The 23,750-nt window shown below is 41.1% G+C and carries 27 protein-coding genes; 14 read left to right on the forward strand and 13 right to left on the reverse strand.

Features of this window, described 5'->3' with window-relative positions:
* Window positions 1-52: 52 nt before the first annotated feature.
* Together JOD45_RS08025 and JOD45_RS08030 are read left to right on the forward strand one after the other, a co-directional pair.
* Window positions 53-1,384, forward strand: a complete 1,332-nt coding sequence (locus JOD45_RS08025; RefSeq protein WP_205003370.1) for a Na+/H+ antiporter NhaC family protein — start codon at window positions 53-55, stop codon at window positions 1,382-1,384.
* 201 nt (window positions 1,385-1,585) lie between these two features.
* A complete protein-coding gene (locus JOD45_RS08030) occupies window positions 1,586-2,845 on the forward strand; it encodes a YeeE/YedE family protein (RefSeq protein WP_239549148.1) in 1,260 nt (419 codons plus the stop codon).
* 97 nt (window positions 2,846-2,942) lie between these two features.
* Here the strand turns inward: JOD45_RS08030 and JOD45_RS08035 are convergent, their stop codons facing one another.
* From JOD45_RS08035 to JOD45_RS08045, 3 genes are all read right to left on the reverse strand, one after another.
* On the reverse strand, window positions 2,943-4,397 hold the full coding sequence (locus tag JOD45_RS08035) for a PH domain-containing protein (protein ID WP_205003371.1): 1,455 nt from the start codon (window positions 4,395-4,397) through the stop codon (window positions 2,943-2,945).
* Window positions 4,381-4,914, reverse strand: coding sequence for a PH domain-containing protein (locus JOD45_RS08040; protein WP_205003372.1), 534 nt, complete (start codon window positions 4,912-4,914; stop codon window positions 4,381-4,383). Before JOD45_RS08040 ends, JOD45_RS08035 begins: the two co-directional genes overlap by 17 nt.
* A 179-nt stretch (window positions 4,915-5,093) precedes the next feature.
* Window positions 5,094-5,588, reverse strand: a complete 495-nt coding sequence (locus JOD45_RS08045) for an Lrp/AsnC family transcriptional regulator (protein ID WP_205003402.1) — start codon at window positions 5,586-5,588, stop codon at window positions 5,094-5,096.
* A 236-nt stretch (window positions 5,589-5,824) separates the two neighbouring features.
* On the opposite strand from JOD45_RS08045, the gene JOD45_RS08050 reads away from it, so the two are divergent.
* Window positions 5,825-6,769: a DMT family transporter gene (locus JOD45_RS08050; protein ID WP_205003373.1), complete on the forward strand. Its 945-nt coding sequence runs from the start codon at window positions 5,825-5,827 to the stop codon at window positions 6,767-6,769.
* Between the two features lie 83 nt (window positions 6,770-6,852).
* Here JOD45_RS08050 and JOD45_RS08055 read toward each other — a convergent pair whose 3' ends face one another.
* The gene (locus JOD45_RS08055; RefSeq protein WP_205003374.1) at window positions 6,853-7,986 is read right to left on the reverse strand and encodes an NAD(P)/FAD-dependent oxidoreductase; all 1,134 of its coding nucleotides are present in this window, start codon (window positions 7,984-7,986) and stop codon (window positions 6,853-6,855) included.
* 415 nt (window positions 7,987-8,401) lie between these two features.
* Here JOD45_RS08055 and JOD45_RS08060 point away from each other — a divergent pair, with 415 nt between their 5' ends.
* Complete coding sequence (locus JOD45_RS08060; protein ID WP_239549149.1) at window positions 8,402-8,845, forward strand: helical membrane plugin domain-containing protein; 444 nt, start codon at window positions 8,402-8,404, stop codon at window positions 8,843-8,845.
* 43 nt (window positions 8,846-8,888) lie between these two features.
* On the forward strand, window positions 8,889-10,067 hold the full coding sequence (locus JOD45_RS08065; protein ID WP_205003375.1) for an NAD(P)/FAD-dependent oxidoreductase: 1,179 nt from the start codon (window positions 8,889-8,891) through the stop codon (window positions 10,065-10,067).
* A 38-nt stretch (window positions 10,068-10,105) separates the two neighbouring features.
* On the opposite strand, the gene JOD45_RS08070 is transcribed toward JOD45_RS08065, so the two are convergent.
* Together JOD45_RS08070 and JOD45_RS08075 are read right to left on the reverse strand one after the other, a co-directional pair.
* A complete protein-coding gene (locus tag JOD45_RS08070; RefSeq protein ID WP_205003376.1) occupies window positions 10,106-10,360 on the reverse strand; it encodes a hypothetical protein in 255 nt (84 codons plus the stop codon).
* 151 nt (window positions 10,361-10,511) lie between these two features.
* Window positions 10,512-12,215, reverse strand: a complete 1,704-nt coding sequence (locus JOD45_RS08075) for a DUF6044 family protein (RefSeq protein ID WP_275583937.1) — start codon at window positions 12,213-12,215, stop codon at window positions 10,512-10,514.
* Window positions 12,216-12,321: 106 nt separating this feature from the next.
* Between JOD45_RS08075 and def the strand changes: the two genes are divergently transcribed.
* From def to JOD45_RS08090, 3 genes are all read left to right on the forward strand, one after another.
* Complete coding sequence (gene def / locus JOD45_RS08080) at window positions 12,322-12,879, forward strand: peptide deformylase (protein ID WP_205003378.1); 558 nt, start codon at window positions 12,322-12,324, stop codon at window positions 12,877-12,879.
* A gap of 73 nt (window positions 12,880-12,952) precedes the next feature.
* A complete protein-coding gene (locus tag JOD45_RS08085; protein ID WP_205003379.1) occupies window positions 12,953-13,432 on the forward strand; it encodes an Hsp20/alpha crystallin family protein in 480 nt (159 codons plus the stop codon).
* A 160-nt stretch (window positions 13,433-13,592) separates the two neighbouring features.
* The gene (locus JOD45_RS08090; RefSeq protein WP_205003380.1) at window positions 13,593-13,775 is read left to right on the forward strand and encodes a YkvS family protein; all 183 of its coding nucleotides are present in this window, start codon (window positions 13,593-13,595) and stop codon (window positions 13,773-13,775) included.
* 22 nt (window positions 13,776-13,797) lie between these two features.
* Here JOD45_RS08090 and JOD45_RS08095 read toward each other — a convergent pair whose 3' ends face one another.
* From JOD45_RS08095 to JOD45_RS08110, 4 genes are all read right to left on the reverse strand, one after another.
* The gene (locus JOD45_RS08095; protein ID WP_205003404.1) at window positions 13,798-14,259 is read right to left on the reverse strand and encodes a pyridoxamine 5'-phosphate oxidase family protein; all 462 of its coding nucleotides are present in this window, start codon (window positions 14,257-14,259) and stop codon (window positions 13,798-13,800) included.
* Between the two features lie 144 nt (window positions 14,260-14,403).
* Window positions 14,404-14,631 (reverse strand): non-oxidative hydroxyarylic acid decarboxylases subunit D, encoded by a 228-nt coding sequence (locus JOD45_RS08100; protein WP_205003381.1) that lies wholly within the window; start codon window positions 14,629-14,631, stop codon window positions 14,404-14,406.
* Window positions 14,632-14,647: 16 nt separating this feature from the next.
* Entirely contained in the window at window positions 14,648-16,069 is a 1,422-nt protein-coding gene (locus tag JOD45_RS08105; RefSeq protein ID WP_205003382.1) for a non-oxidative hydroxyarylic acid decarboxylases subunit C, read from the reverse strand.
* Between the two features lie 24 nt (window positions 16,070-16,093).
* Complete coding sequence (locus tag JOD45_RS08110; protein WP_205003383.1) at window positions 16,094-16,660, reverse strand: UbiX family flavin prenyltransferase; 567 nt, start codon at window positions 16,658-16,660, stop codon at window positions 16,094-16,096.
* Window positions 16,661-16,787: 127 nt separating this feature from the next.
* Between JOD45_RS08110 and JOD45_RS08115 the strand changes: the two genes are divergently transcribed.
* Window positions 16,788-17,669: a LysR family transcriptional regulator gene (locus tag JOD45_RS08115; RefSeq protein WP_205003384.1), complete on the forward strand. Its 882-nt coding sequence runs from the start codon at window positions 16,788-16,790 to the stop codon at window positions 17,667-17,669.
* Between the two features lie 29 nt (window positions 17,670-17,698).
* Here the strand turns inward: JOD45_RS08115 and JOD45_RS08120 are convergent, their stop codons facing one another.
* The 3 genes from JOD45_RS08120 to JOD45_RS08130 all read right to left on the reverse strand — a co-directional run bounded on the left by JOD45_RS08120 (window position 17,699) and on the right by JOD45_RS08130 (window position 18,997).
* Window positions 17,699-17,866 carry a hypothetical protein gene (locus tag JOD45_RS08120; protein ID WP_205003385.1) on the reverse strand — a complete coding sequence of 56 codons (168 nt, stop codon included), beginning with the start codon at window positions 17,864-17,866 and terminating at the stop codon, window positions 17,699-17,701.
* A gap of 11 nt (window positions 17,867-17,877) precedes the next feature.
* Window positions 17,878-18,021, reverse strand: coding sequence for an acid-soluble spore protein N (gene sspN, locus JOD45_RS08125; protein ID WP_205003386.1), 144 nt, complete (start codon window positions 18,019-18,021; stop codon window positions 17,878-17,880).
* Window positions 18,022-18,172: 151 nt separating this feature from the next.
* Window positions 18,173-18,997, reverse strand: a complete 825-nt coding sequence (locus tag JOD45_RS08130) for an aldo/keto reductase (RefSeq protein WP_380897857.1) — start codon at window positions 18,995-18,997, stop codon at window positions 18,173-18,175.
* A 215-nt stretch (window positions 18,998-19,212) separates the two neighbouring features.
* On the opposite strand from JOD45_RS08130, the gene JOD45_RS08135 reads away from it, so the two are divergent.
* From JOD45_RS08135 to nadE, 5 genes are all read left to right on the forward strand, one after another.
* Window positions 19,213-19,986, forward strand: a complete 774-nt coding sequence (locus JOD45_RS08135) for an NUDIX hydrolase (RefSeq protein ID WP_205003388.1) — start codon at window positions 19,213-19,215, stop codon at window positions 19,984-19,986.
* 26 nt (window positions 19,987-20,012) lie between these two features.
* Window positions 20,013-20,561 carry a cysteine hydrolase family protein gene (locus JOD45_RS08140; RefSeq protein WP_205003389.1) on the forward strand — a complete coding sequence of 183 codons (549 nt, stop codon included), beginning with the start codon at window positions 20,013-20,015 and terminating at the stop codon, window positions 20,559-20,561.
* A gap of 15 nt (window positions 20,562-20,576) precedes the next feature.
* On the forward strand, window positions 20,577-22,046 hold the full coding sequence (locus tag JOD45_RS08145) for a nicotinate phosphoribosyltransferase (protein WP_205003390.1): 1,470 nt from the start codon (window positions 20,577-20,579) through the stop codon (window positions 22,044-22,046).
* A gap of 83 nt (window positions 22,047-22,129) precedes the next feature.
* A complete protein-coding gene (gene nadD / locus JOD45_RS08150; RefSeq protein ID WP_205003391.1) occupies window positions 22,130-22,744 on the forward strand; it encodes a nicotinate (nicotinamide) nucleotide adenylyltransferase in 615 nt (204 codons plus the stop codon).
* 12 nt (window positions 22,745-22,756) lie between these two features.
* Complete coding sequence (nadE, locus tag JOD45_RS08155; RefSeq protein ID WP_205003392.1) at window positions 22,757-23,575, forward strand: ammonia-dependent NAD(+) synthetase; 819 nt, start codon at window positions 22,757-22,759, stop codon at window positions 23,573-23,575.
* The last annotated feature ends 175 nt before the right edge of the window (window positions 23,576-23,750 follow it).

The following is a 23,750-nucleotide window of genomic DNA, read 5'->3' on the forward strand; positions in this document are numbered from 1 at the left end:
ATGGCCTCTCAAACCTGCATAGAAGACAACATGATCAGAGAGGTGATGATGAATGGAAAAAAGCAAGGGAAATCCTATAGCACTGCTGCCTTTTATTATATTTTTAGTTTTATTTCTCGGGACAGGCATCATATCCGGCGATTTTAATAAAATGCCGGTCATTGTAGCCATTCTTATTGCGGCGGGCGTTGCTTTGACTATGAATCGGAAGGCTCCTTTGAATGATAAGGTTGAAATTTTTTGTAAAGGCGCCGGTCATCCTAATATTATTTTAATGGTGATTATTTTCCTATTAGCAGGCGCTTTTTCAGAAGTGGCTAAAGGCATGGGTGCTGTTGAATCCACAGTCAATTTAACGCTGTCGATTTTGCCGCAAAACCTTCTCATAGTCGGCTTATTTGTTATAGGCTGTTTCATTTCTTTGTCTATGGGGACTTCAATGGGAACAATCGTTGCGCTAGCGCCGATTGGCATCGGTATCAGCCACCAGACCGACATCTCAATAGCTTTGTCAATGGCAGCTGTGATTGGCGGAGCCATGTTCGGCGATAACTTGTCCATTATTTCCGATACAACGATTGCGGCTGTTCGTACCCAAAATACGCAGATGCGTGATAAATTTAAAACCAATTTCTTTATCGTTCTGCCGGCAGCTATTATAACCATTGTCATCTTGGCCTTCTTAACAATGGGCGGCCATGCAGAAGTAGCTAAGCATCATTTTAATATTTTGGAGACTCTGCCTTATTTGGCTGTATTAATTGCCGCATTGTGCGGCGTGAACGTGATGATTGTATTAACTGGAGGCATTATTTTTGCCGGTGCAATCGGATTATTTAATGGCAGCTACCATTGGCTAAGCCTTTTACAAAAAATCGGCGACGGCGTCACGAACATGCAAACCATGGCGATGCTGGCTATTTTGATCGGCGGTACAGTAGAAATCATCCGTTATAACGGCGGCATAGACTACCTGTTATATATTGTGACGCGCAAAATTAAATCGAAAAAAGGTGCTGAATTTAGTATTGCAGGATTGGTCAGCCTGACAAACTTGTCTACAGCCAATAACACCATTTCAATTATTATCGCGGGGCCTTTGGCGAAAAATATTTCAGATAAATATCAGATTGACCCGCGAAAGTCAGCAAGCTTATTGGATATTTTCTCGTGCTGCTGGCAAGGCTTTATCCCTTATGGCGCACAGCTTCTGGCTGCCGCTGGATTAGCCTCTATTTCGCCCGTAAGCATCATGGCTTATTCCTTTTACCCTATTCTTATTGGGATTTGCGGCTCTATCTCCATATTGGTTGGTTTTCCAAGATTTTCACCGTCACGAAGTAAAGCCAAACTGAATGAAAAAGAAGCAGATATAAAGGTCTAAGATTTTAAAGACGCAGAGGTGTTGAGGCGGCTCGTTTCCATATTTGGGGAGGGGCCGCTTCTCTGTAATCTCCCAGCCTGGCCACCCGAAAAAATTTTCCCTATTTTCGAACGAAGATAATTATTTATTATTGACACAAAATCGTGTATGATGGTATAAAATATTAAATCCTACTAATTTCATAGGAATGGGGTGATTTAATTGGCAGCCGTTCATCATCATTTGCAGAAGCATCAAGAACAACAGCCGATAAAAAAGCAAACGAACAGCCTTGGTTCTCCGCAAACGATGTTAATTATTGCCGCTGCACTGATTACTATCATTTTAAGCTTTTTTTCTATTTCAATCGGCGGCATAAGGCAAGGTATACTGCTTTGGATTGGCTTGTTATTAGGCTATACATTATTTCATGCGAGATTCGGATTTACATCAGCATTTCGCAGACTTTTGTCAGTAGGCAACGGTGAGGGAATCAGAGCTCATATGTTAATGCTGGTCATTTCCAGTACTTTATTTGCCATTATCCTTTCGACAGGCATCAGCTTCTTCGGCGGTCACCCGAAAGGAGATGTTTCCCCAGTTGGCACGAGCTTAATTTTCGGTGCTTTTATCTTTGGCATAGGCATGCAGCTGGGCGGCGGCTGTGCTTCCGGCACCCTTTACGCTGTTGGCGGCGGCCGTTCGGAAATGTTTTTGACTTTAATCGCCTTTATCGCAGGATCCGTCATCGGCGCTTGGCATTTCGACTTCTGGGTCAATCAGATGCCGTCATTTAAGCCAATTTCTCTTGCAACAAGCACCGGCCTTGGATATTTCGGAGCATGGGCCGTTCAAATCATAATATTTGGGTTCATAACATTGTTGACACTATGGATTGAAAAGAAACGGCGGCCGCCAAGGGTCAAGCCTTTGCCGACAGCCTCAGGATGGAAACGGATTTTCCGCGGATCATGGCCGTTATGGATCGCAGCGATTGTATTAGCTGTACTTAATGCTGCTGTTCTAATGGTTAGACGATCACCATGGGGAATCACTTCAGGATTTGCATTATGGGGATCAAAAATCGCAAGCGCTTTGGGTATTGATGTATCGCAATGGGGTTATTGGTCAGGCGGCCGGGCGGCCAGCCTTCACCAATCCATATTCACCGACTCCACAAGTGTTTTGGACTTCGGCATCCTTATTGGCGCCTTTCTAGCCTCAACACTCGGCGGCTTATTCCTTTTGAAAAAAATCACATTGCGCCGGGCTCTTGCCGCTATTATCGGCGGCCTGCTTATGGGTTATGGCGCAAGGCTTGCCTTCGGCTGCAACATTGGCGCCTACTTCAGCGGCATATCATCATTCAGCCTCCATGGGTGGGTTTGGATGATCATGGCTTTGATCGGATCTTATGCAGCGCTTTACCTTCGCCCGCTGTTTGGCATGTCTAATCCAAATTCTAAGGATCATTTTTGCTGAGCCAAATGATAGCATGGTTTCGTTATAAAAGGTCGGACAAAATACCGGCCTTTTATACTTTTTATTGATTTGTTCTAAATATAGTAAAAATACCCGATCACCGGTTGGCGTACCACTTGTAATATTTGATTGCCATTTCTTTAGGAATATCGGAAATGGCTGACACATGGATGGGCTTGGCCCGTGTTGATATTTTCAAGGAAGCAAGACCAAATGCACGCTGCAGCCATGAGTCACTGACTTCTAATTCCTCAATTTTTCTTCGTGTCGTTAAAAATAATTCAGTTGAAAAGGCACCTGTTTGAAGTTGAATATAAGGCCCGTTCAGGACATAATAACTGTTAAAATAGTTCAAAATACGATAAATAACAATAAAAATCAACAACGCAGGCGAGATATACCATAATAACGGCCAAAAGTATAGCACTGCTATAGTCCCAATGATCCATAAATAGCTTGGACGCAATAGTTTGACAAAAAGGGAGGATCTTGGCAGTTTTGTCATTTCTGATTTAAATTCAATTAATGGAAGGATTTCTGATAATAACGGCCAAGCTTCCTTTTTAGCGATAAAGGGAAAAATTGTACTTGCGACTTCGATTTCTTCTTTTCCGACACCGCCGGCACTCACAAGTTCAACCTTTGCAAAACCAAACCATCTTTGCAGAAAAGTTTGACTAAACTTAATGGCTTGCACTTTCTTCTTTGAAATTGAAAATTCAGTACGGTTAAAAACCCCCTTTTCAATATAAATCCGCTGTTGATCCGACGTTACTCGTAATAGTCCATATTGAATACAGTTCTTTCCCATCGAAAGAAATATCATGACAGCCAACAGAACTGCAGCGCCGAATGCCGATAAATACCATGACTTTCCAAAGAAATGAATCATCTCGCTTATATACCCCTCGATGGAAAATAAATCATCTATTTTAGAATAAAGGGCGAACAGCACAAGAGCAGGCGCAAATAAACTTAATGATGTGAAGGACGCTGCCATCATTTGCTTCCACGTCATCTCATAATGAACCTTTCGTAAAGCGTCATCTGCTGAATGTTCTTCGCCCGGCTGCTCTTTTTTATTTCCGGCACGAGAGTTCAAATAATCTTGTATTCGCACAGCCTCCTGACGAGTAATCATTTCAAGATTGACAGAAGACTCATTACCACTCGCCCCGGTATTAAGGGTAAGAGACGTAAGGTTGAATATTCGATGAAAAAAGGAAGTATTCTGTTGGACATTTTGAATGCGCTCTAATGGAATAATACGCTTCTCCACAATGAAACGTCCTTCATGAATATACAATTCTTTATCTGTAAAATAATACTTAAAACGCCGCCAGTGCAGCCATACGGAAATCACAACGTAAATCAAATAGAGAATCAATCCGAATTTTACAAGATTCATAATGATAGAATCTGAGCCCATGTGAATCATAAAAACCATGACAGATGGGACAAGAAATTCCTTAGCGGAAGCAAAGATTGAAGAAATTATCCAGAACGGATGCATTCGCCGGGCTTTATGCATATCGTTACGAACTTTGTTCATTATTTAATGAAACTCCTATCTCTTCATCAGATTCAGTCACTTTCGCTAAAAATGCGATACTCGACCGCAGCTCTTCCGCTTCTCTTTCCGGGATAGCCGGTATTTTATGGGTCGAGGCCATCGTCCCAATCTCGATTGCAGCCAAGCCGTATTGGCGCAGCAGCGGCCCCTGTCTTGTATTCACAAATTGAACCTTTGTCATTGGGATCATTAAGTGTGTTTTTTTCCATGCTCCGTGTTTTAATTGAATGTAATTCTCATCAATCTCATATCGCCAAGTCCGTTGACGGTAAACAGGAAAAAATAATATTTCTCCAGCGTAATAAAACAAGGCTGAAACGACAAGAGCATAAAGAACCACTGCTGTCCAATTTGGCCAATGATAATGATTGTGCAGATATAACAGCACTCCTAATATGCAAAATCCAATGACACATTCTATGGCAGATTTGATCCGCCACACCTTTACCGCATTCGGCGAAATCCTTTGTTGCGGTTCTTGCATCGCTTTCCCCACCCCCCGTCAATTTTGTAACTTACGTATAAACAAAATCATCATTCTATTAATTAATGACGGTATTTTAATAGTTAACCAAAAAGCACCTCTTTAGATAAATGTATCCAAAAAAGTGCTTTTTCGCAACATCACATTATTTATTATCAAAGCAGCCGTCCCCGGAGCAGGCCGCTTATTTATTAGTCATAGGGATGATGAGGTTCATTTATTGGCAGAACCGTTGAATATTTGATTTCCCTTAGTGCCAAGCTTGTTTGAATTCTTGTGATGCCAAGCCTGTTTAATTTCCTGATGAACGCCTCTAATTCCTTCCGATCTTTGTTTGCAACTTTTAAAAGATAGTCATAATCCCCCGTTAAACAATAACACTCCAATACTTCCGGCATAGACTTTAATTCTTTCTCCAACACTTCGAGCTTTTCAGCTTGATGAATATTCGTACTCACAAAAATAAAACATAACAGATCGAAACCAAGCTTTTCTCGATTTAAAATGGCCACTTGGCGGTCAATAAAACCGTTGCCGGCTAATCTTTTTACCCTGGCATGCGTGGCCGGCGGAGATAAGTTTAAACGCCGTGCCAGCTCCACATTGCTTAATTGCGCCTCTTTTTGCAGCGCATCTAAAATTTGAATGTCAACATCATCCAATTCTTTGCTTACGAATGATTCCAGCTTTATTCTCCCCTTTCAAATCTTCGAAAAACAGCGCTTTTTCGCCCAAGAAAATGAAGATAACTAAATTTTTAATATCATTTGTTTAATTTTATTTTGAATTTATGTTATTCAACAAAACAAAACATCGTAAAGTGTTAAAATTATTTAAAAAATATATAACCATTCTAATTCATTGCACCTTGCAGTTTCAATGTTTTTCATTTTTGAGCGACATATGAAAAGGAGTCAGGTCCATGGAGATTTTCTATTATTTATTGCTGCTGTTAACAAGCCTATTATGGGGAGGAAACTTTGTCGTTGGAAAGTCGCTGGTTGGCCACGCTTCGCCGGCAACCTTAACGAGCTTAAGATGGATCATTGCCGTTGTTTGTCTTTTTCCCATTGTATGGCGAAAAGAAAAACGGATCTTACCGCCAAGAGATGCCATTCTTCCCTTAGCATTCATGGGCATCACGGGGGTTGTCCTATTCAATCTTTTTCAATTTTGGGCATTGGAAAGGACAACCGCAACTAATGTCGGATTAATCTCAACATTAAATGCCATTTCAATCGCTGCTTTTTCTTTCTTATTCTTAAAAGAAAAAATAAATATTTTGCAGGCTGTATCTATGATTCTGTCATTTTCTGGCGTTATTCTTGTTCTCTCCAAAGGAAACATAGACCTTTTACTTTCACTGCATTTTAATGAAGGCGACTTATGGATGCTGGCAGCTGTCGGCATATGGGGGATATATTCAGTGTGTTCAAGATGGGCAACGACAAAGACATCGCCCATGATGTCGACATTATACTCTGGCCTATTCGGGCTTATATTTCTTCTTCCATTTAATTTGTCTGATTTTACAATATCACATATTAACGCTTCTTTTATTGAATCCCTTTTATACACAGGCGTCGTCTCTACAGTCCTATGCATGGTATTTTGGAATATAGGGGTCCAAAAATTAGGCGCCTCAGCTTCGGGCATTTTCTTGAATTTCAATCCAATTTTTACAGCTGTCTTAGCTTTTCTATTATTAGGAGAGCAAATGACATGGATACAGGTCTTCGGGAGTGCAATCGTCATTATTGGCTGTTATTTATTCTCTTACTTTAAATCAAAACCGTTAATAAGACGGAAAGGCGTTCACGCGCAGATGTCAAAGACAGCGCTTGCCCGGAAGAAAGGATTGCCATAATCGAAGAACATCAAATAAAACAGCCTGATATCCTCGTAAAAAGGCGTGAATCCGGCTGTTTTAACCTAATGGTAAACAGGGCATTATTTAGCGCTGGATTTTCCTTCGATAGCTCCAGCCACATCATAGTCACTAAGATTAATTTCTAATGGTTCGCCAAGAGCAAGTTTCGCCAGCTCAGCTCCTAAATAAGGTCCGACTGTCAGTCCTGAAGCGCCCAGTCCATTGGCAGCTAATATCCCCTTATATCCCGGCAGCTCACCAATGACAGGCAGAAATCCCGGGGTGAACGGACGGAATCCTACTCTCGTTTCTATTACTGTACTGTCAGCCAATCCCGGCGCAGCAGCAAAAGCTTTATCAAAGATTTCATGAAGTCCGCCCGCTGTCACCCGGCAATCAAGTCCGGCATCATTTTCGTGTGTAGCGCCCGCCACTATCCGGCCGCCGTCAAAGGCTAAGAGGTACTGGTCATTCGGCGGCATAACAACCGGCCATTGGCTTGTATCAGTATTGGGCAAATGAAGATGAACGATTTGCGCTTTCTGTGACGTCACCAGAAAATGTATTCCTAATGGCTTAACAAGGTCTTTCGCCCAAGCACCTGCTGTAATGACCGCTTTATCGGCAGCCAGTATCTCACCGTCCACCTTAACACCTGTTAGCTCATTATTTTTGCAGACGATTTCAGCATGCCCGCGAATCACAGAAGCCCCGTATTTTTCAGCGGCATGTATCAGAGACCGGCACAGGGCGCGTCCATTGACTCTCGCCGCCCCGCTGACATGTACAGAGCCGTATCCTTCGGCTAACAGCGGAAACAATGCCCGTGTTTCCTCAGGCGTCAGTTGAGTGATTTCGCCGATTTCCGGTGCGTCTTGGCGGCGTTTTATCGCTCTTTCCACCATCTTTTCTAACTTTTGTTCATCTTGATGAATACTTATTGCGCCAACCCGCGCGTACCCTGTATCAGTTTCGCCGCATGCTTCAAGCTCTTTAATCAGTTCCGGATAATATCTTGCCCCGCCTTTTGCCAGCCGATACCAGGCTTGATTCCGCCTTTGCGAAAGCCAGGGACAGACAATCCCTGCAGCAGCGTCTGTGGCCTGGCCCGGGTCTTGACGGTCAACTATCGTAACGTTTGCCCCGCCTTTAGCAAGATGATAACCTGCCGAGGCGCCAAGAATACCTGCTCCTATGACTATAACATTTTGCATACAAACACCTTTTTCTGATCTCATGTTATTTATTATTTTACAGAACAGTCTAACCTGGCTCAAATGCCTAAGTTTTCCCTAATGTAAGCGGAAAGGCCAGCTGTACGGGTATACAGCATTAGGGAAAATATAGAAAAACAGATGCCGGGCCGCTGGGCATCAGCGCGCAGGTTCACAATTAAATAGGAAGAGAAAAACTTTTAAATGAACCATTTTTTGCTTTCCGCTGTTATCCCTTTTCTTGTAAAATCAAGCAGAAGTATTGATAGTTTATAAAATTAGGTATATTATTTTTTATGGATGCTTGTGAAGTCCTTCACAAGATTTTTTATGAACTATTAAGTCTTCAGAGGTCCTTGGAAGCCCCTTAAACTTCCAAAATTTAAGCTGTGCTTAACGTAGAGGAGAATCGGATATGTCAGAAACAATTACTCAGGCAAAACCTGAACAAGAAGCAGTTAATTCGTCTGCAAACCTAAAACAACTTGATGTGCTTGACCAGCTGTTAAAACCTGAAGTTCAGGAATCTTTAACTGTCTTAGTCGAGCAGCTTCCAAAGTTGACTGAACTCGTCAACATTCTAACTAAGACTTATGATCTTGCTCAATCACTCACTACCGACGAAGTATTAAAGAATGATACTGTAGGCGCAATTAAAGAAATTGCCGATCCGGTGAAAGATTCGGTGAAAAACATCGCAGCAACAGCTATCGAAGCAAAAGACCGCGCAGAGGTTAGCAATGAAGTGATCGGTCTCTTTGGTCTGATTAAAATGATCAAAGACCCGCAAGTACAGAAACTCTTCCGTTTCATTAATGCTTATCTTCAAATCTCTGCAGCTCGTGAAAACAACAAATAATTTATTTTCGATACTTAATTAGAAAAAGACGGGAGATAATACTATGTCAAAACAAATTGTCATCTTAGGCGCTGGTTACGGCGGCGTTCTTGCTGCTCTAAATGTACGCAAATATTTCAGCCAATCAGAAGCCAAAGTAACAGTCGTTAATCAGTATCCGACACACCAAATCATCACAGAATTGCACCGCCTCGCAGCAGGGAATGTTTCTGAGCAGGCGATTGCACTGCCATTAGAGAAACTTTTCAAAGGAAAAGATATTGATCTTAAAATCGCTAAAGTTGAATCATTTTCTGTAGACAACAAAGAAGTAAAACTATCTGATAACACAACATTAACTTATGATGCACTCGTTGTGGCCTTAGGAAGCCAAACAGCTTATTTCGGCATTCCGGGACTAGAAGAAAACAGCATGGTATTAAAATCTGCGGATGACGCAAACAAGATATTTAACCATATTAACGAAAAAATTCGCAAATACGCTGAAACAAAAGATGAAGCAGATGCCGCTATTCTCATTGGCGGCGGCGGACTCACCGGCGTTGAACTCGTTGGCGAAATCGCTGATGAAATGCCTAAGCTTGCGAAAAAATACGGCATCAATCCTGAAGACGTGAAATTGATGCTTGTTGAAGCAGGTCCAAAAATCCTTCCTGTTTTACCGGATGAATTAATCGAGCGTGCCCAAACAAGTCTTGAAGCACGCGGTGTGAAGTTCCTAACTGGGCTTCCTGTTACAAAAGTTAACGGCAATGTGATTGAATTAAAAGACGGCCAAAAAATTAAAGCCAATACATTCGTTTGGACAGGCGGTGTACAAGGTAATCCTCTAATAGGTGAATCAGGCCTTGAAGTAAACCGCGGACGGGCAACAGTTAATGAATACTTGCAATCAACGTCGCACAAAGATGTATTTGTAGCTGGCGACAGCGCTGTTTTCTTTGGCCCGAATGACCGTCCTTATCCGCCAACTGCACAGATTGCTTGGCAAATGGGCGAGCTTATCGGCTACAATTTATACGCATACTTAGAAAACAAAGCATTTGAATCATTTAAGTTTGTCAATTCCGGAACGCTTGCAAGCTTAGGACGCAAAGACGCCGTTGCTATTATCGGCGGCAACTCTACACCGCTTAAAGGACTTCCGGCATCCCTTATGAAAGAAGCTAGTAATGTTCGCTACTTGTCACATATTAAAGGGCTATTTAGCTTGGCTTATTAATGAAAAAGCTGACTGTACCTTCACAGTCAGCTTTTTCATTATTCCTCTTTTAGATCCAGCATTGAAAATTGCAATTCCGCCAGCTCATCCTTCGCTTTCTTTATTTCCTGAATAGAGTCATCCCCTTCACACTGAGTTGTTGCTTTTAGAAGAAGCATTTGTGCTTCATGCGATTGCTTTTCGGCTTTTTCAATCAGACGGGGATCTCCCTTTAATTTGGCTTTCTCGCACGATTGCCGCGCCTGCTCTGCAGCATCGATGGCACGCTGCAAAATTTGCTCTTGTTCTTCCATGTTCATATCCTCCTTAAAAGACTTTTACAAGTCCGCTGTATCATGTGCTCTCCCCAATTGGCCCTAAGTGTTTATATTATTCTTATGATTAGCAAATACAATAGAAAATATAAAACTTTTTTCAGACTGTCATGCTCTTTCCGTTTAACAGCTATTCCACTTTATACAAATAAATTTTCCAAGGCGATGCTTTATTCTGAAATGATCTTAAAAGGGTTAACCTCTCCTCCTTGGCATTCAGAATCCGGACAGCTGATAGAATATAGCTCCCGCCCATTCGCTTTAATGCGTCTGTGTTAAGATCGAGATGATGAATCTTTTTTCGTCCGCCATCATACATATAATGCTTGCCCAGTTCTGCTGTAAAGATATAAGCGCGGCTCCCCCAATTGTCAAAATATCTTCTGATTGACTGGTTTTTTGCCAGTTCTGGGGCAATAATTTCCCTGAAATTTTTCTTATACGCCAACGGGTAGCTGACCACGTAACCATCCAAAGTATAAAAGCCGTTATATTGAGCAATGCTCGGATGAATGCCAATGCTGACGACCCGGTAATCGGCCGGATCCTTCCCTATATATTTCTTGATGTCTTGAAACAAAGGCTTTGAATAAAATTCAGCGTATGACGGGTAATGGAAATAACGGTACTTTAATTCGTCATTAAACAAAAACAAAAGAATAATTTGAGCACAAAGAAGGGACAGCGCAATGGGTTTCCCAAATTTTTTGGTCGACTGCCAAATAACGATCAATGCCAAAGCAAAACAAATATACCAAACCGGCGGCTCAAGAAAATGAAAGCGGCCGAAATTAAAGGTTTCAAAAATACTCCATTTTTCCTTTATTTTTTTTAGCCCGCCCCAACAATACAACCCAAAAATGAATGAAAAAAGCAGATTAAGCAAAAATAAATATTTTAACAAACGGACATTAACCTTTTTTCTGTGAGCGATGATAAAAGCCGCGATAATAGCCGGCAGCACAATATAGTGCGTCAGACGAATAACATGAGTCTGTCCAAAAATAAAAACACCAATAGCAATCGCTAATGAAATAACAGCACTCCAATTGCCTCGGTTAAAGGCTTCCCTATGCGATATAAATTCCGGGCTGAAAAACATTTCATAAATAATGCGATAGTTTACAAATAAAAATACAATAGTCATGATCACGATAGCTGAAAAAAATGAATAATGAAACCGCCTCGTTTTGATCCAGTCAATAAGCCCAAAGACGCCCATACAAGCTAAAAAAAACGCAAAACTTAACACGAAACTCGCATAAAATGGAAGTAAAATCACGATTAACCAATCAATCTTTGAGCCTTGCCTGTTTCTAATATTTAAAAAGGCATAAAGCGCAAGAGGCAGACCGGCAATTGATCCGCCGCCGGATGGCCAGAAAGGCAAAACCGCAAAAGCAAGCGCCGTCCCGGCAACAATGATTAAATATTTATCTTCTTTGATAAAATGCCTTTTCAACAGTAAATACATGCCGAAAAAAGCAAGAAAACGCATCAAGAATTCATTCATCACATAGGCTGTAAACGGTTTAAAAATGAAATAAAGAAGAACCAGTATATTAAAGTCTGGTTCAAGCGAATTCCTTGAAAGGCCATTCATAATGTTGGGGATTTTTTCATGAACGCCGCCGAATAATTTGCCGCTGTCAGCAAGCACTTTATACCATGCCACATTGGAATCAAGATTGTCATGGACCCTGATATGAGCATCTTCTCCCAAAATGACATAAGGAGACAAGTATAATAAAAGAAGCATGATGCCGATCACTATAAGATAATGTTTTTTTAAGAGATTTAAAAGGCTTAACAAAGTCTGTTTCTCCCCAATCATTCAGTTCATCATCATAAACATCATTAATTATGATTGCTAATGATCAGGCATTTTATAATCTCAGGATGATGTTTTTATTGATTTATAGGCAAAAGGAGGGAAAAATATGCTCACAATGAAGGATATTGTCCGAGAAGGAAACCCGATTTTGCGAACGGTAACGGATGAAGTGCCTGTTCCCCCTTCAGAGGAAGATAAGCAAATATTATTTAATATGATGCAATTTCTGAAAGATAGCCAGGATCCGGAATTGGCTGAACGATATCAATTGAGGCCGGGAGTTGGACTCTCAGCCAATCAGCTCGGCTTAAATAAGCGCATGTTTACAGCTTACTTCAACGATGAAAAAGGCCGGCTGCACAAATATGCGTTAGTTAATCCTAAAATCATCAGCCATTCGGTCAGTATGATATATCTGCCGCAAGGCGAAGGGTGCTTGTCTGTTGACCGCAGCGTCCCCGGTTTTGTTCCCAGGTACGAACGAATTAAAGTAAAGGCTTATGATGAAAACGGCAAAATGTTAGAAATAAAGTTAAAAGATTATGCATCGATTGTCATTCAGCATGAAATTGACCATCTAAACGGCATGATGTTCTATGATCGCATAAATAAAGAAAACCCTTTTAAGCTGCCTGATGACGTACCCATTCGAAGTTTATATTAGGGCATTGCCCATACCAAAATTATCCTCTTCCCATAAGATATTGTTGAGAAACTTATCACAAGGGAGGATAACCATGGATAATAATAACAATCATCTTCCTGACAAACCAGCAAGCGGTTTTCCACATGATTTTATAAAGAAATTCGACAACTTTTTTGCAAATGAGCCGCATAGAAGCATTCTCGACTCAATAGATGCTTTTTTCCAGCAGGCGGCAGCACCATTTATGTCGTACTTCCCCGTTGATTTATACGAAACGGATTCAGAGTGGGTTGTAAAAGCAGAAATTCCCGGCGTTAATAAAGAAAACATTCATATTGAACCGCTGGGCGACCGCCTAAGAATATCTGTTGTGGATGAGCAGCAAACAGAAGAAAATAACGATGTCAATAACTTCTTTCGGAGAGAACGAAGATTCCAGAGGGCTGAGCGCATTGTTGCTTTACCATACAGCATTTACAAACAAAAAACACGGGCAAGGTATCACAATGGTATTCTTGAAATAAGAGGGCCGAAATATCCTAAACCCGACAATACATTAGAAATTGAATAATACATTTAGGACTCACCGCTTAGTGAGTCCTATTGTTTTGCTATGAAACCCCTTTATTAAATATACATTTTTTGCTAAAGTTTTTATGAAACCATGTTTCAACTCTTTCAAAAAAGGGTATAGAGTGTGGGCAGGAATAATTTTAAAGGGGCGAATCAACATGCAAAAGGCTGAAATAAACGATCTTATTGAATTTTGGAACGGCTTACAAGCTAAGGTTATTTCTGTATTTAATAATACAGTGATTGCGGATCTCACCTGCATGGATAATTTCAATGAATTAAATCTCGAGCCGCGGACTGTCCTTTCACATGAAGAATATAAGGTTATAAAAAAAGGGTAACCCAATTTTAACGGGTTACTTTTTAATATTTTAATTCTGCAATCGTTTCCTCCCAGCGTTTGATCACCGTGTCAGGGTCCTTAAGTTCAATTTGGATGCCCGAAGTGATTGCCGCATATTTGGCCATGTCGCCCTTATAAGAAACGATATCTGCGGCAAAACGTTCGCGATGGTATTTTGCCCCTTTTAATTCCGGGAGTTTTTCTAAGGAAAGCTTGACATAATGAGCAGCCCCATCAAAAAACACAACAAAAGCTGCCTTACCTGTTCTTATGATATTATTTGTTGTCGTTGTATTAGGCCATAGACTAAGTTTCAGCCTTTCTGGCGTTATAGCTATGATTTCTCCGACGCTGATCATAGCGGTATGCGGCCACATGCTTTCATCCATTGTTAACAGCATCATCGCTTCATGCTGTTTATCGGCGAGGTTTTCTCCATTTAGCAATTCATATAGGTTCGCAGGAAGTTGCTTTGCATTCAAACTCAAGACTTTCAATCCTTTCTATTCCTTATCCCGGTCGCAAAGCTTTCACTAACCGTCAGTCGGGGATGAGCCCCCGCTGATGAAAGTTACACTTTATTGTTTAAGCCAGCCTTTTCCAAGACTAGCTTAAACTCAATCGTGTTATGCTCTTTTTTCTGGAACAGGCGGCACTTTAGCTGCATGCGGGATATCTTGCGGGTCAACTTTAAAAGCTTTGTTATATTTTTCAGGATTTGTAATGCTCTCAGGTTCAGATGAGCGCCAAGTGAACATACAAACCGGGCATAAATAGACTTCCCAAGCGCCTTTTACCGGTGACTGTGATACCGTTTCTGTCTTTTTCGATTCACATCGCGGGCAAGTTTTCATTCCTAACACTCTCCTTCTATTTATTCAGCATGACCTTTAGGATTTTCTCCCATTTTTCTGTTTCCAAAGGCGAATCTAACGGTTGTGAGTAATGGCCTCTAGTCTCAGGTGCTGTTGGAGTTGTCGCATCCAAAATCATTTTGTGCGTGATGCCGGCAGGCTCAGAGCCCGGATCAAGAGGAAGAACAGATAAGTCAGGAATGATAACGGCGTCATGTTTCGCATGCATTTTTGTTGATAGCGCCCACATCACCTGCGGTAAATTGAACGGATCAACGTCCTCATCAACGACAATGACCATTTTGCAGTAGCCCAATCCATGAGGTGTTGTTAAAGCACGCATGCCGACCGCTTTTGCAAAACCGCCGTATCTGCTTTTTGTTGAAATAATAGCTAAAAGGCCGTGAGTATACATAGCGTTAACTGCAACAATTTCATTTGGAAATGCCTCTTTAAGTTGCTGATAGAGCGGCACACATGTATTAAGCCCCATCATATAATCGATTTCGGTCCATGGCATGCCTAAGTATAAATATTCAAAAATTGGATTCTTGCGATGGCAAACACGGTTAATTTTTATTATCGGCATACTGCGTCCGCCTGAATAATGGCCGGTAAATTCACCAAATGGACCTTCAAACTCCCGCTCTCCGGCGATAATTTCTCCTTCAAGAACGACTTCTGCTCCCCATGGGAGATCCAAGTCGGTGTCTTTGGCTTTTACGATTTTATAGGGTTCCCCTTGAATAGCGCCTGCCATTTCGTATTCGGATTGATCGTATAATAATGGCGTTGCCGCTACTGTCGTAATGACGGGTTCATTTCCTAAGGCAATCGCAACCTTTAAATTTTCTCCGCGTTCTTCTGCTTGGCGGAGATGTATCGCAATATCATGCTGCGGTACCGGCTGAATGCCGAGACGGTCTTTCCCTTTGACTTGGAGGCGATAGATCCCTACATTTTGCTTCCCGAAGTGATCAGGGTCTTCCACATCACAGGAAACAACCACCGCTTTATCAATATAGAATCCGCCGTCGCTTTGGTTTAGGCGGAACAATGGCAGAATATCAAATAAATTAATATCATCTGTGATTTCAACTTCTTGAAACGGCGCTGTCTCTTCTCTTTGAACAGGCACTGGAAATTGGCCGTACCTTTTGGCAAATTCAAAAAATTGTTCTTTAAGCGGTGTATTTTTCGGCAGTCCCATCATCAAAGCATGGTTAGGCCATGAGCCAATGACATTCATAGCAATCCGGGCGTTATGATACCCATTAATGCGATTAAATAACAGTGCCGGAGTTTTATCTCCCAAATTACTAATAGCCCTCGCCGCCGAACCCAGATCCGGCTCCGGCATCACTTCTTCATTAATATTCAACAGTTGGCCTTCATTTTCTAATGTCTTTAGAAAGTCTCTAAAATCTCGATAAGCCATACATGTCCCTCCTCATCATTCGCGTTATTTGTTCCGAATGCCGTTCCACCTTATTGCTTCCGGACTATCAATGCCAAATTGATCTAACGTTCTCACAGCAATGTGATTGACAATATCGTCAATCGTCTCAGGCTTATTGTAAAAGGCAGGCGCAGGCGGAAGAATGGTGGCGCCCATTCTTGATAAAGCCAGCATATTTTCTAAATGGATATCATTCAATGGCATCTCACGTGTTAAAAGGACCAATTTCTTTCTCTCTTTTAAAATCACATCAGCCGCCCGAGTTAATAAATTATCTGCAAGACCCGTTCTAATCGATGCCAGTGACTTCATGCTGCATGGGGCGACGATCATGCCGTCAGCCCGAAACGAACCGCTTGATATACTTGCGGCTTGATTTCCCGGGTCATAAACGAAACTGGCAAGCTGTTCAACTTCAGAAACAGAATACGGTGTTTCCAGTCCAATGTTGACCTTTCCCCATTTTGAAATAATTAGATGTGTTTCAATATTTGCTGTGCGAAGAAATTCCAGAATGCGAATGCCCAAAACGGCGCCAGTCGCACCAGATATGCCAACAATAATCCGCATGAATATCATCCCATCTCTTTTTCAATTCCGCATTTTTATCGTATCAAAGGTTTAAGAATATGAAAAATATCTATATAATAATATTTGCATATATAAAATATATAAATAAATCAGGACGTGGCTTTTTATGGATATCAAACAACTTCATTATTTTCGAACAATAGTCGAAGAGGGACAAATTACACGGGCAGCCAAAATTCTTCATATGGCGCAGCCGCCGCTCAGCCAATCGCTTAAAGCCTTAGAAAAAGAATTAGGAACTGCCTTAATCATCCGCCATGCTAAAAAGCTTGAACTGACTCAAGCCGGAAAAATTCTTTATCAACGGGCGGTCCATTTATTAAATTTGATGGACGAGACAAAAAGCGAGATCCAAGAGCTTGGCGAAGGCGTTCGAGGGACTTTATCGATAGGTGCGGCGTCTGCATGCATGTCCTATATTCCTGATCGTATACAGCAATTAAGGGAGGCCCACCCCGATCTGTATTTCAGAATTTATCAAGGAGATACTTATTATTTAGAAGAGCTGCTTGAAAACAGAGATATTGAAGTTGCCGTTGCACGGCTTCCCGTTGATTCGCAGCATTTTCAAATCAAAAGGCTCCCAAAAGAACCTTTTATTGTTGTTGTGCCAGCTAAATGGCAGGCCAATTTCCTCTCAAACAAGATTGAATTAAAAGACATTGCTCCTTACCCAATCCTTATGCTCAAAAGAATTAAAGGGACAAGTATGTTTGAGAGCCTCTTTAAGGAGTGTTATGAATCAGGTTTCAAGCCAAACGTGATCGCAGAATGCCCTGATGTATCAACCGTTATAGCACTTGTGACTGCGGGTGTCGGCATCACAATTATTCCTAAATCTGAATTTCACATGGCTTATAATCATCATTTGCGCATCTTAGAATTATCGAGCAAAACATCTCTTCAATCGGAACCTGTTGTCATGTGGCGCAATGATAACCATCTTTCAAAAGCTGCTGAAAAATTCATTGAAACATTTAAAACCTAAAGCATCCGTTATTACGGACGCTTTAGGTTTTATTCAGGCGCCATATCAGCATCTTCAGTCAGCCGAATAACGCGCGTATATTCACCCTTATCAACTTCTTCTTCTGAAGCACTTGTGCTTAACTCTTCATCATCATCTAAGCCAGCGGCCATTGTCGGTTCATTTTTTTCTTTTTCATGCTGTTTCTTCTTATCCATATATTCACCCCCTACTTCCCTTTTGGAGGAATATAATTCGGTTCTTCATCGGTTTTGTTGGCCATTTTCTTTCCTTTGTTGCTGTGAGCAGCTCTTGGTTGTTCCCCAAGATGATGCGGAGCAAAATGTCCCGGATGTCTTCTCGGATTGCTCATTTTTCAGGTCCCTCCTTTCTTCTTTAATATGACCTTGTTCATTGCCGTTATTCTTATCACAACTTTTGCAAATTAAAAAGGCACCCCCTTCAAAATAAGAAGGAAATGCCTTCATTTGTACGATATATACCCTTAAATGATTTTATATCAATTATACAAATTCATCAGGATCAGGGCCTGTCCGTTCATTATTGTTTAAGGCATCAATGCGGTCCATTTCGCCTTGCGTTAATTCAAAATCAAAGATATCCGCATTTTCTTTAATCCGATGTTCATGAACGGATTTTGGAATGGTAATGAAGTCATGCTGCAAATCCCACCGCAAAATGACTTGTGCAGGTGCCTTGCCGTATTTCTTAGCTATGTCTGTTAAGACCGGGTGATCAAAAATACGCCCTCTCATCAATGGACTCCAGGCTTCAATCTTGATTTGATGATCATGACAAAAAGCGCGTGTTTCCTCTTGAGTCAGCCGCGGATGCAGCTCAATCTGATTAACGACAGGTTTATATTCACAATCGGCCAGCAAGTCTTTTAAATGATGAGGCTTAAAGTTGCAAACACCAATCGCCCTAACGTAGCCCTCTTTATAAAGTTTTTCAAGCGCGCGCCAAGTTTCTTTATATTTGCCTCCCACAGGCCAATGAACAAGATAAAGATCAATATAGTCTAAGCCGAGCTTTTCACGGCTTTCTTTAAACGCAGACAATGTTGATTCATACCCTTGTCTGTCATTCCATACTTTTGTCGTAATAAATAATTCTTCCCTAGGAACATCGACGGCTTTAATCGCTTCGCCAACGCCTGATTCATTTTGATAAAAAGCCGCTGTATCAATGCTTCGGTAGCCGGCATTTACGGCTGCCTTAATCGCATTAACGACTTCCTTGCCTTCTTGTGCTTTATAGACCCCCAGCCCGAATCGGGGCATTTCAACACCGTTATGTAAAACAACACGATCGGATAAGCCTTTGATCACACGAATCCCTCCTAAAAAGTTACTAAAGGATAGTTTAACCTTATCAAATTTCGCTTATGATTGTTGAATCATTTGCTCAAAAATGCTTATAAAAATTTTTGGGAATTATCTTTTAATTATCATCAAAATCGGTTATAATGCATTTAACAATTAACATTTTGTTAAATATTAATTCCGCATTTGTACTAACATGAACGGCAGGAGGAAGATCAATGGCAAACCAGGATGCCCTTAAACAGTATAATCCGAGCAAATACAAAACACCGGACGGTTATACATCTGATATTGCTGTCTTTACCATTACCAGTCAGACTGCGAATTATAAGCCGCCCAAAATGACACTCAAATTAATGCTTATTAAGCGTTCGAAAACCGATTCAGAATGCAATCCTAATATTGAAGCAAATAAATGGGCGCTGCCTGGAGGGTTTGTCCAACCGAACGAAACAGCTTTTGAAGCAGCCAAACGGGAGCTTGAAGAAGAAACCGGTGTCCGCCATGTCCATCTTAAGCACTTCGGTGTTTATGATACACCGGGAAGAGATCCCCGCGGCTGGATTATATCAAATGCCCATTATGCCGTTGTCCCAGAACACTTTTTGGCCGATAGAAAAGCGAATGATGACGCGGCCGAGGTTGAACTTTTTTCATTAAATGACATTAAGCAAATGGATTTGGCCTTTGATCATAAAATGATTGTTTCAGATGCTTTCAAAATGATAAAAAATGACTTGCTGCAAACAACCGCGGCAAAAAACTTTTTGCCGGAGCTTTTCACCTATTCTGAATTGCAAGCGGTGCTTCTGACAGTCTCCAATGACCCGGCGATTTCGAGTGACCAGGCATTTGCACGAAAAATTAAAACACTGCCATTTTTAGAAGAAGCCAAAGGTCAAACAACAACTAGAACATCGAAGAAACCAACACAATTGTACCGTTTTATCGATATGGATATTGTTAAACCCATTTATACCGCGCGCTATTAGTCTAATCATTTTCTGGAGGGGTTAAGATGGAAAAAGCATTAATTGTTATTGATTATACAAATGATTTTATTGACCAAGAAGGCGCTTTAACATGCGGCGAACCAGGACAAAGAATAGAGACGGAAATAACCTCTATTACGAGGCAATTTATTGAGAGCGGCGATTATGTTGTCTTTGCTGTCGATTGCCATAAGAAAGATGACAAGTATCATCCCGAGAACAAATTATACCCGCCGCATAATATTGAAGGCACAAAAGGCAGGGAATTATACGGCATGCTGGGCACACTATATGGAAAATATAAGGAGAAGAGCAATGTTTACTGGATGGATAAAACACGTTACAGTGCTTTTGCAGGGACAGACTTGGACATGAAATTACGTGAAAGAGGCATCACAAAGGTTCACCTCATAGGATGCTGCACTGATATATGTGTATTGCACACTGCTGTTGATGCCTATAATAAAGGTTTTTCTATTGTTATTCATGAAAAAGCAGTCGCAAGCTTTAACAAGGAAGGCCATCAATGGGCATTAGATCATTTTAAACATTGTTTAAACGCTAAAGTGATATGAATCGGGGGTATATCAATGAATAAAAGGTATCTAGATGATGGAACGGCTCTTCATACTGATCTCTATCAAATCAATATGTCAGAGGCCTATTGGTCAGACAATATGCATAACAGAAAAGCAGTCTTTGAAGTCTATTTCCGCCGCTTGCCTTTTAAAAACGGCTATGCCGTCTTTGCCGGTCTTGAAAGAGTTATTGAGTACCTGAAAAATTTGCGTTTTACAGAGGAAGATATTGAATATCTAAGGGATGAATTAGGTTATCCCGATGAGTTTTTGAATTATTTAAAAGAACTCCGTTTTACCGGCACCATCCGTTCAATGAAAGAAGGCGAACTTGTTTTCGGCAATGAACCTATTTTGCGTGTTGAAGCCCCGCTTGTTGAAGCCCAGCTGATTGAAACAGCGATTCTAAATATCATTAATTATCAAACGCTCATCGCAACAAAGGCTTCTCGCATTAAGCAAGTTATCGGAGACCAAATGGCCATTGAATTCGGATCCAGAAGAGCACAAGAAATGGATGCCGCTTTATGGGGAGCAAGAGCAGCATACATTGGCGGTTTTGATGCCACTTCTAATGTGAGGGCAGGAAAAATGTTCGGCATTCCGGTATCAGGCACTCATGCTCACGCAATGGTTCAAGTTTATCGGGATGAATATACAGCCTTCCGTAAATATGCCAGCTGCCATAAAGATTGTGTCTTTCTCGTTGATACTTATGATACTTTAAAGTCCGGCGTACCTGCTGCGATTAAAGTTGCTCAAGAACTTGGAGATAAAATCAATTTCAAAGCGATTCGCCTTGACAGCGGAGATTTAGCTTATTTGTCTAAGGAAGCCAGGAAAATGCTTGATAAGGCTGGTTTTAAAGATACAAAAATTATTGCATCAAATGATTTGGATGAACAAACGATTATGCATTTAAAATCCCAAGGCGCCAAAATTGATATTTGGGGTGTAGGGACAAAGTTAATCACCGCCTATGATCAGCCGGCTCTTGGCGCCGTTTATAAGCTTGTAGCGATTGAAGATGACAATGGCGATATGGCCGATACTATCAAAATCAGCGCGAATCCGGAAAAGGTTTCAACACCGGGACTGAAAAAAGTCTACCGCATTATTAATACACATAATGATAAATCCGAGGGCGATTATATTGCAATGGAATATGAACAACCTCAGGAAGAAGATCGACTGAAAATGTTTCACCCTACTCATACCTTTATCAGCAAATTCGTTACAGATTTCGAAGCAAGAGAACTTCATCAAGATATTTTTTCTAACGGAGAGCTGGTCTATGAATGTCCGGATCTTCAAGATATTCAAGACTATGTAAAAGAAAACCTTACTATTTTATGGGATGAATACAAACGAATATTGAATCCAGAAGAATACCCGGTTGATTTAAGCCAAACATGCTGGGACAACAAAATGAAGAAAATTGATGAGGTTAAAGAAAAAATCGCACAGTTAAGCCAAAAATGATATCAATCACGTTGAAAAGACAGATATAAAAGCAATTTATTGGACCCGGATAAGAAAAAGGTTAAAATAAGGGGGACTGTCCAATGGCTAAAATCGGAATATACGGAAGCAGTTTTGACCCTATTACGAATGTTCATTTGTGGACGGCAAGCACAATTGCACACCGCTGCAAATTAAATAAAGTTATCTTCTTGCCTTGCTCAAGCAATCGTACGGATAAAACAATGAAAACGGCTGACGAACACCGTTGGAACATGATTAAACTTGCGATAGCCGATAATCCTAAATTTACGGCTAATGACTATGAATTACATCAAAACGCTTGGGAAATCTACACTTATTATACAATGGAGCACTTTAAGAAAGAGTATCCAGAAGATGAACTATTTTTCATCATGGGTGCTGATTTATTAGTTGATATAGCTAATGGAGAATGGAAATTTGCTGAAGAGCTGATCGCGAATAATAAATTTATTGTGATGGCTCGGGATGGCATCGATATGTTAAAAACCATTTCCCATTCACCGCTGTTAAGAAACCATGATGACGGTACAAGATTTCATCTCATCGATAAAGGGCTTGCTATGGAGATATCTTCCTCATACATCCGAGAAGAGTTCTCGCGCGGCGGAGAACCGCGGTATCTGCTCCCTGAATCCTGTTATGAATATATTAAGAGTCACTCATTATATCAATAGGAGGTTTTAAATATGTCGCTGCAAGAAGACATTATGAAAGCTTTAAACGTCCAAAAATCTATTGATCCGAAAGCAGAGATTCGCAAACGGATTCAATTTTTAAAGGATTACTTAAAACAATCAAAAGCAAAAGGATTTGTTCTCGGCATCAGCGGGGGGCAAGATTCTACGCTTGCAGGGAGACTTGCACAATTGGCGGTTGAAGAATGCAGAAATGAAGGTTATGATGCAAAATTTATTGCTGTACGTCTTCCATATGGCACCCAGCATGATGAAAGTGACGCTCAAAAGGCACTCAGCTTTATAGAGGCAGACGAAGCAGTTGAATTTAATATTGCCTCACCTGTTGATGCTTTTGAAAGGTACTTTCCGGAAGCAATGAAAGAAAAGCTCACTGACTTTAATAAGGGCAATGTAAAGGCTAGAATGCGAATGATTGCCCAATATGCTATCGGGGGCCAGCATAACCTGCTCGTTATTGGCACAGACCATGCCGCAGAAGCAGTGACGGGTTTCTTCACAAAATACGGCGACGGCGGTGCGGATATCCTGCCTTTGTCCGGCCTGACTAAAAGGCAAGGCCGATCATTGTTACAAGAACTCGGCGCCCCGGAAAGCTTGTATTTAAAAACGCCTACTGCTGACCTCCTGGATGAAAAGCCAGGGCAAACTGATGAATTTGAACTTGGCCTCACTTATGAAGATATTGATAACTATCTTGAAGGAAAAGAAGTTTCCAAAAACATTGCCGAAAAGATTGAAAAGCGATACATAGCTTCTGAACATAAACGGCAATTGCCCGCGACAATGTTTGACCGCTGGTGGAAGTAAGAGTAAGAGACAAGCTTATTTCAAAAGTAAGGGCAGGAGTCATAGCTCCTGCCCTAAATCTAACTGATGTCCTATTGATTTTTGGTTCTACGTCAAATGTTGGGGTAGGAGTAATAGCTTCTACTCCTTAACCCAACTGATATCCCGTTGATTTATATTGATGATGTAATAATAT

Origin of the sequence: Scopulibacillus daqui, assembly GCF_016908855.1 — a bacterium.
GTDB lineage: Bacteria > Bacillota > Bacilli > Bacillales > Sporolactobacillaceae > Scopulibacillus_A > Scopulibacillus_A daqui.

Excerpts from the sequence above, each read along its gene's own strand:
- JOD45_RS08100 (WP_205003381.1), bottom strand. The coding sequence starts at position 14,631 with ATGAAAACTTGCCCGCGATGTGAATCGAAAAAGACAGAAACGGTATCA.
- nadD (WP_205003391.1), top strand. The coding sequence starts at position 22,130 with ATGGCTAAAATCGGAATATACGGAAGCAGTTTTGACCCTATTACGAAT.
- JOD45_RS08035 (WP_205003371.1), bottom strand. The coding sequence starts at position 4,397 with ATGAACAAAGTTCGTAACGATATGCATAAAGCCCGGCGAATGCATCCG.
- JOD45_RS08115 (WP_205003384.1), top strand. The coding sequence starts at position 16,788 with ATGGATATCAAACAACTTCATTATTTTCGAACAATAGTCGAAGAGGGA.
- def (WP_205003378.1), top strand. The coding sequence starts at position 12,322 with ATGCTCACAATGAAGGATATTGTCCGAGAAGGAAACCCGATTTTGCGA.
- JOD45_RS08025 (WP_205003370.1), top strand. The coding sequence starts at position 53 with ATGGAAAAAAGCAAGGGAAATCCTATAGCACTGCTGCCTTTTATTATA.
- nadE (WP_205003392.1), top strand. The coding sequence starts at position 22,757 with ATGTCGCTGCAAGAAGACATTATGAAAGCTTTAAACGTCCAAAAATCT.
- JOD45_RS08105 (WP_205003382.1), bottom strand. The coding sequence starts at position 16,069 with ATGGCTTATCGAGATTTTAGAGACTTTCTAAAGACATTAGAAAATGAA.
- JOD45_RS08090 (WP_205003380.1), top strand. The coding sequence starts at position 13,593 with ATGCAAAAGGCTGAAATAAACGATCTTATTGAATTTTGGAACGGCTTA.
- JOD45_RS08145 (WP_205003390.1), top strand. The coding sequence starts at position 20,577 with ATGAATAAAAGGTATCTAGATGATGGAACGGCTCTTCATACTGATCTC.
- JOD45_RS08075 (WP_275583937.1), bottom strand. The coding sequence starts at position 12,215 with ATGATTGGGGAGAAACAGACTTTGTTAAGCCTTTTAAATCTCTTAAAA.
- JOD45_RS08085 (WP_205003379.1), top strand. The coding sequence starts at position 12,953 with ATGGATAATAATAACAATCATCTTCCTGACAAACCAGCAAGCGGTTTT.
- JOD45_RS08120 (WP_205003385.1), bottom strand. The coding sequence starts at position 17,866 with ATGGATAAGAAGAAACAGCATGAAAAAGAAAAAAATGAACCGACAATG.
- sspN (WP_205003386.1), bottom strand. The coding sequence starts at position 18,021 with ATGAGCAATCCGAGAAGACATCCGGGACATTTTGCTCCGCATCATCTT.
- JOD45_RS08110 (WP_205003383.1), bottom strand. The coding sequence starts at position 16,660 with ATGCGGATTATTGTTGGCATATCTGGTGCGACTGGCGCCGTTTTGGGC.
- JOD45_RS08135 (WP_205003388.1), top strand. The coding sequence starts at position 19,213 with ATGGCAAACCAGGATGCCCTTAAACAGTATAATCCGAGCAAATACAAA.
- JOD45_RS08060 (WP_239549149.1), top strand. The coding sequence starts at position 8,402 with ATGTCAGAAACAATTACTCAGGCAAAACCTGAACAAGAAGCAGTTAAT.
- JOD45_RS08140 (WP_205003389.1), top strand. The coding sequence starts at position 20,013 with ATGGAAAAAGCATTAATTGTTATTGATTATACAAATGATTTTATTGAC.
- JOD45_RS08070 (WP_205003376.1), bottom strand. The coding sequence starts at position 10,360 with ATGGAAGAACAAGAGCAAATTTTGCAGCGTGCCATCGATGCTGCAGAG.
- JOD45_RS08050 (WP_205003373.1), top strand. The coding sequence starts at position 5,825 with ATGGAGATTTTCTATTATTTATTGCTGCTGTTAACAAGCCTATTATGG.
- JOD45_RS08065 (WP_205003375.1), top strand. The coding sequence starts at position 8,889 with ATGTCAAAACAAATTGTCATCTTAGGCGCTGGTTACGGCGGCGTTCTT.
- JOD45_RS08055 (WP_205003374.1), bottom strand. The coding sequence starts at position 7,986 with ATGCAAAATGTTATAGTCATAGGAGCAGGTATTCTTGGCGCCTCGGCA.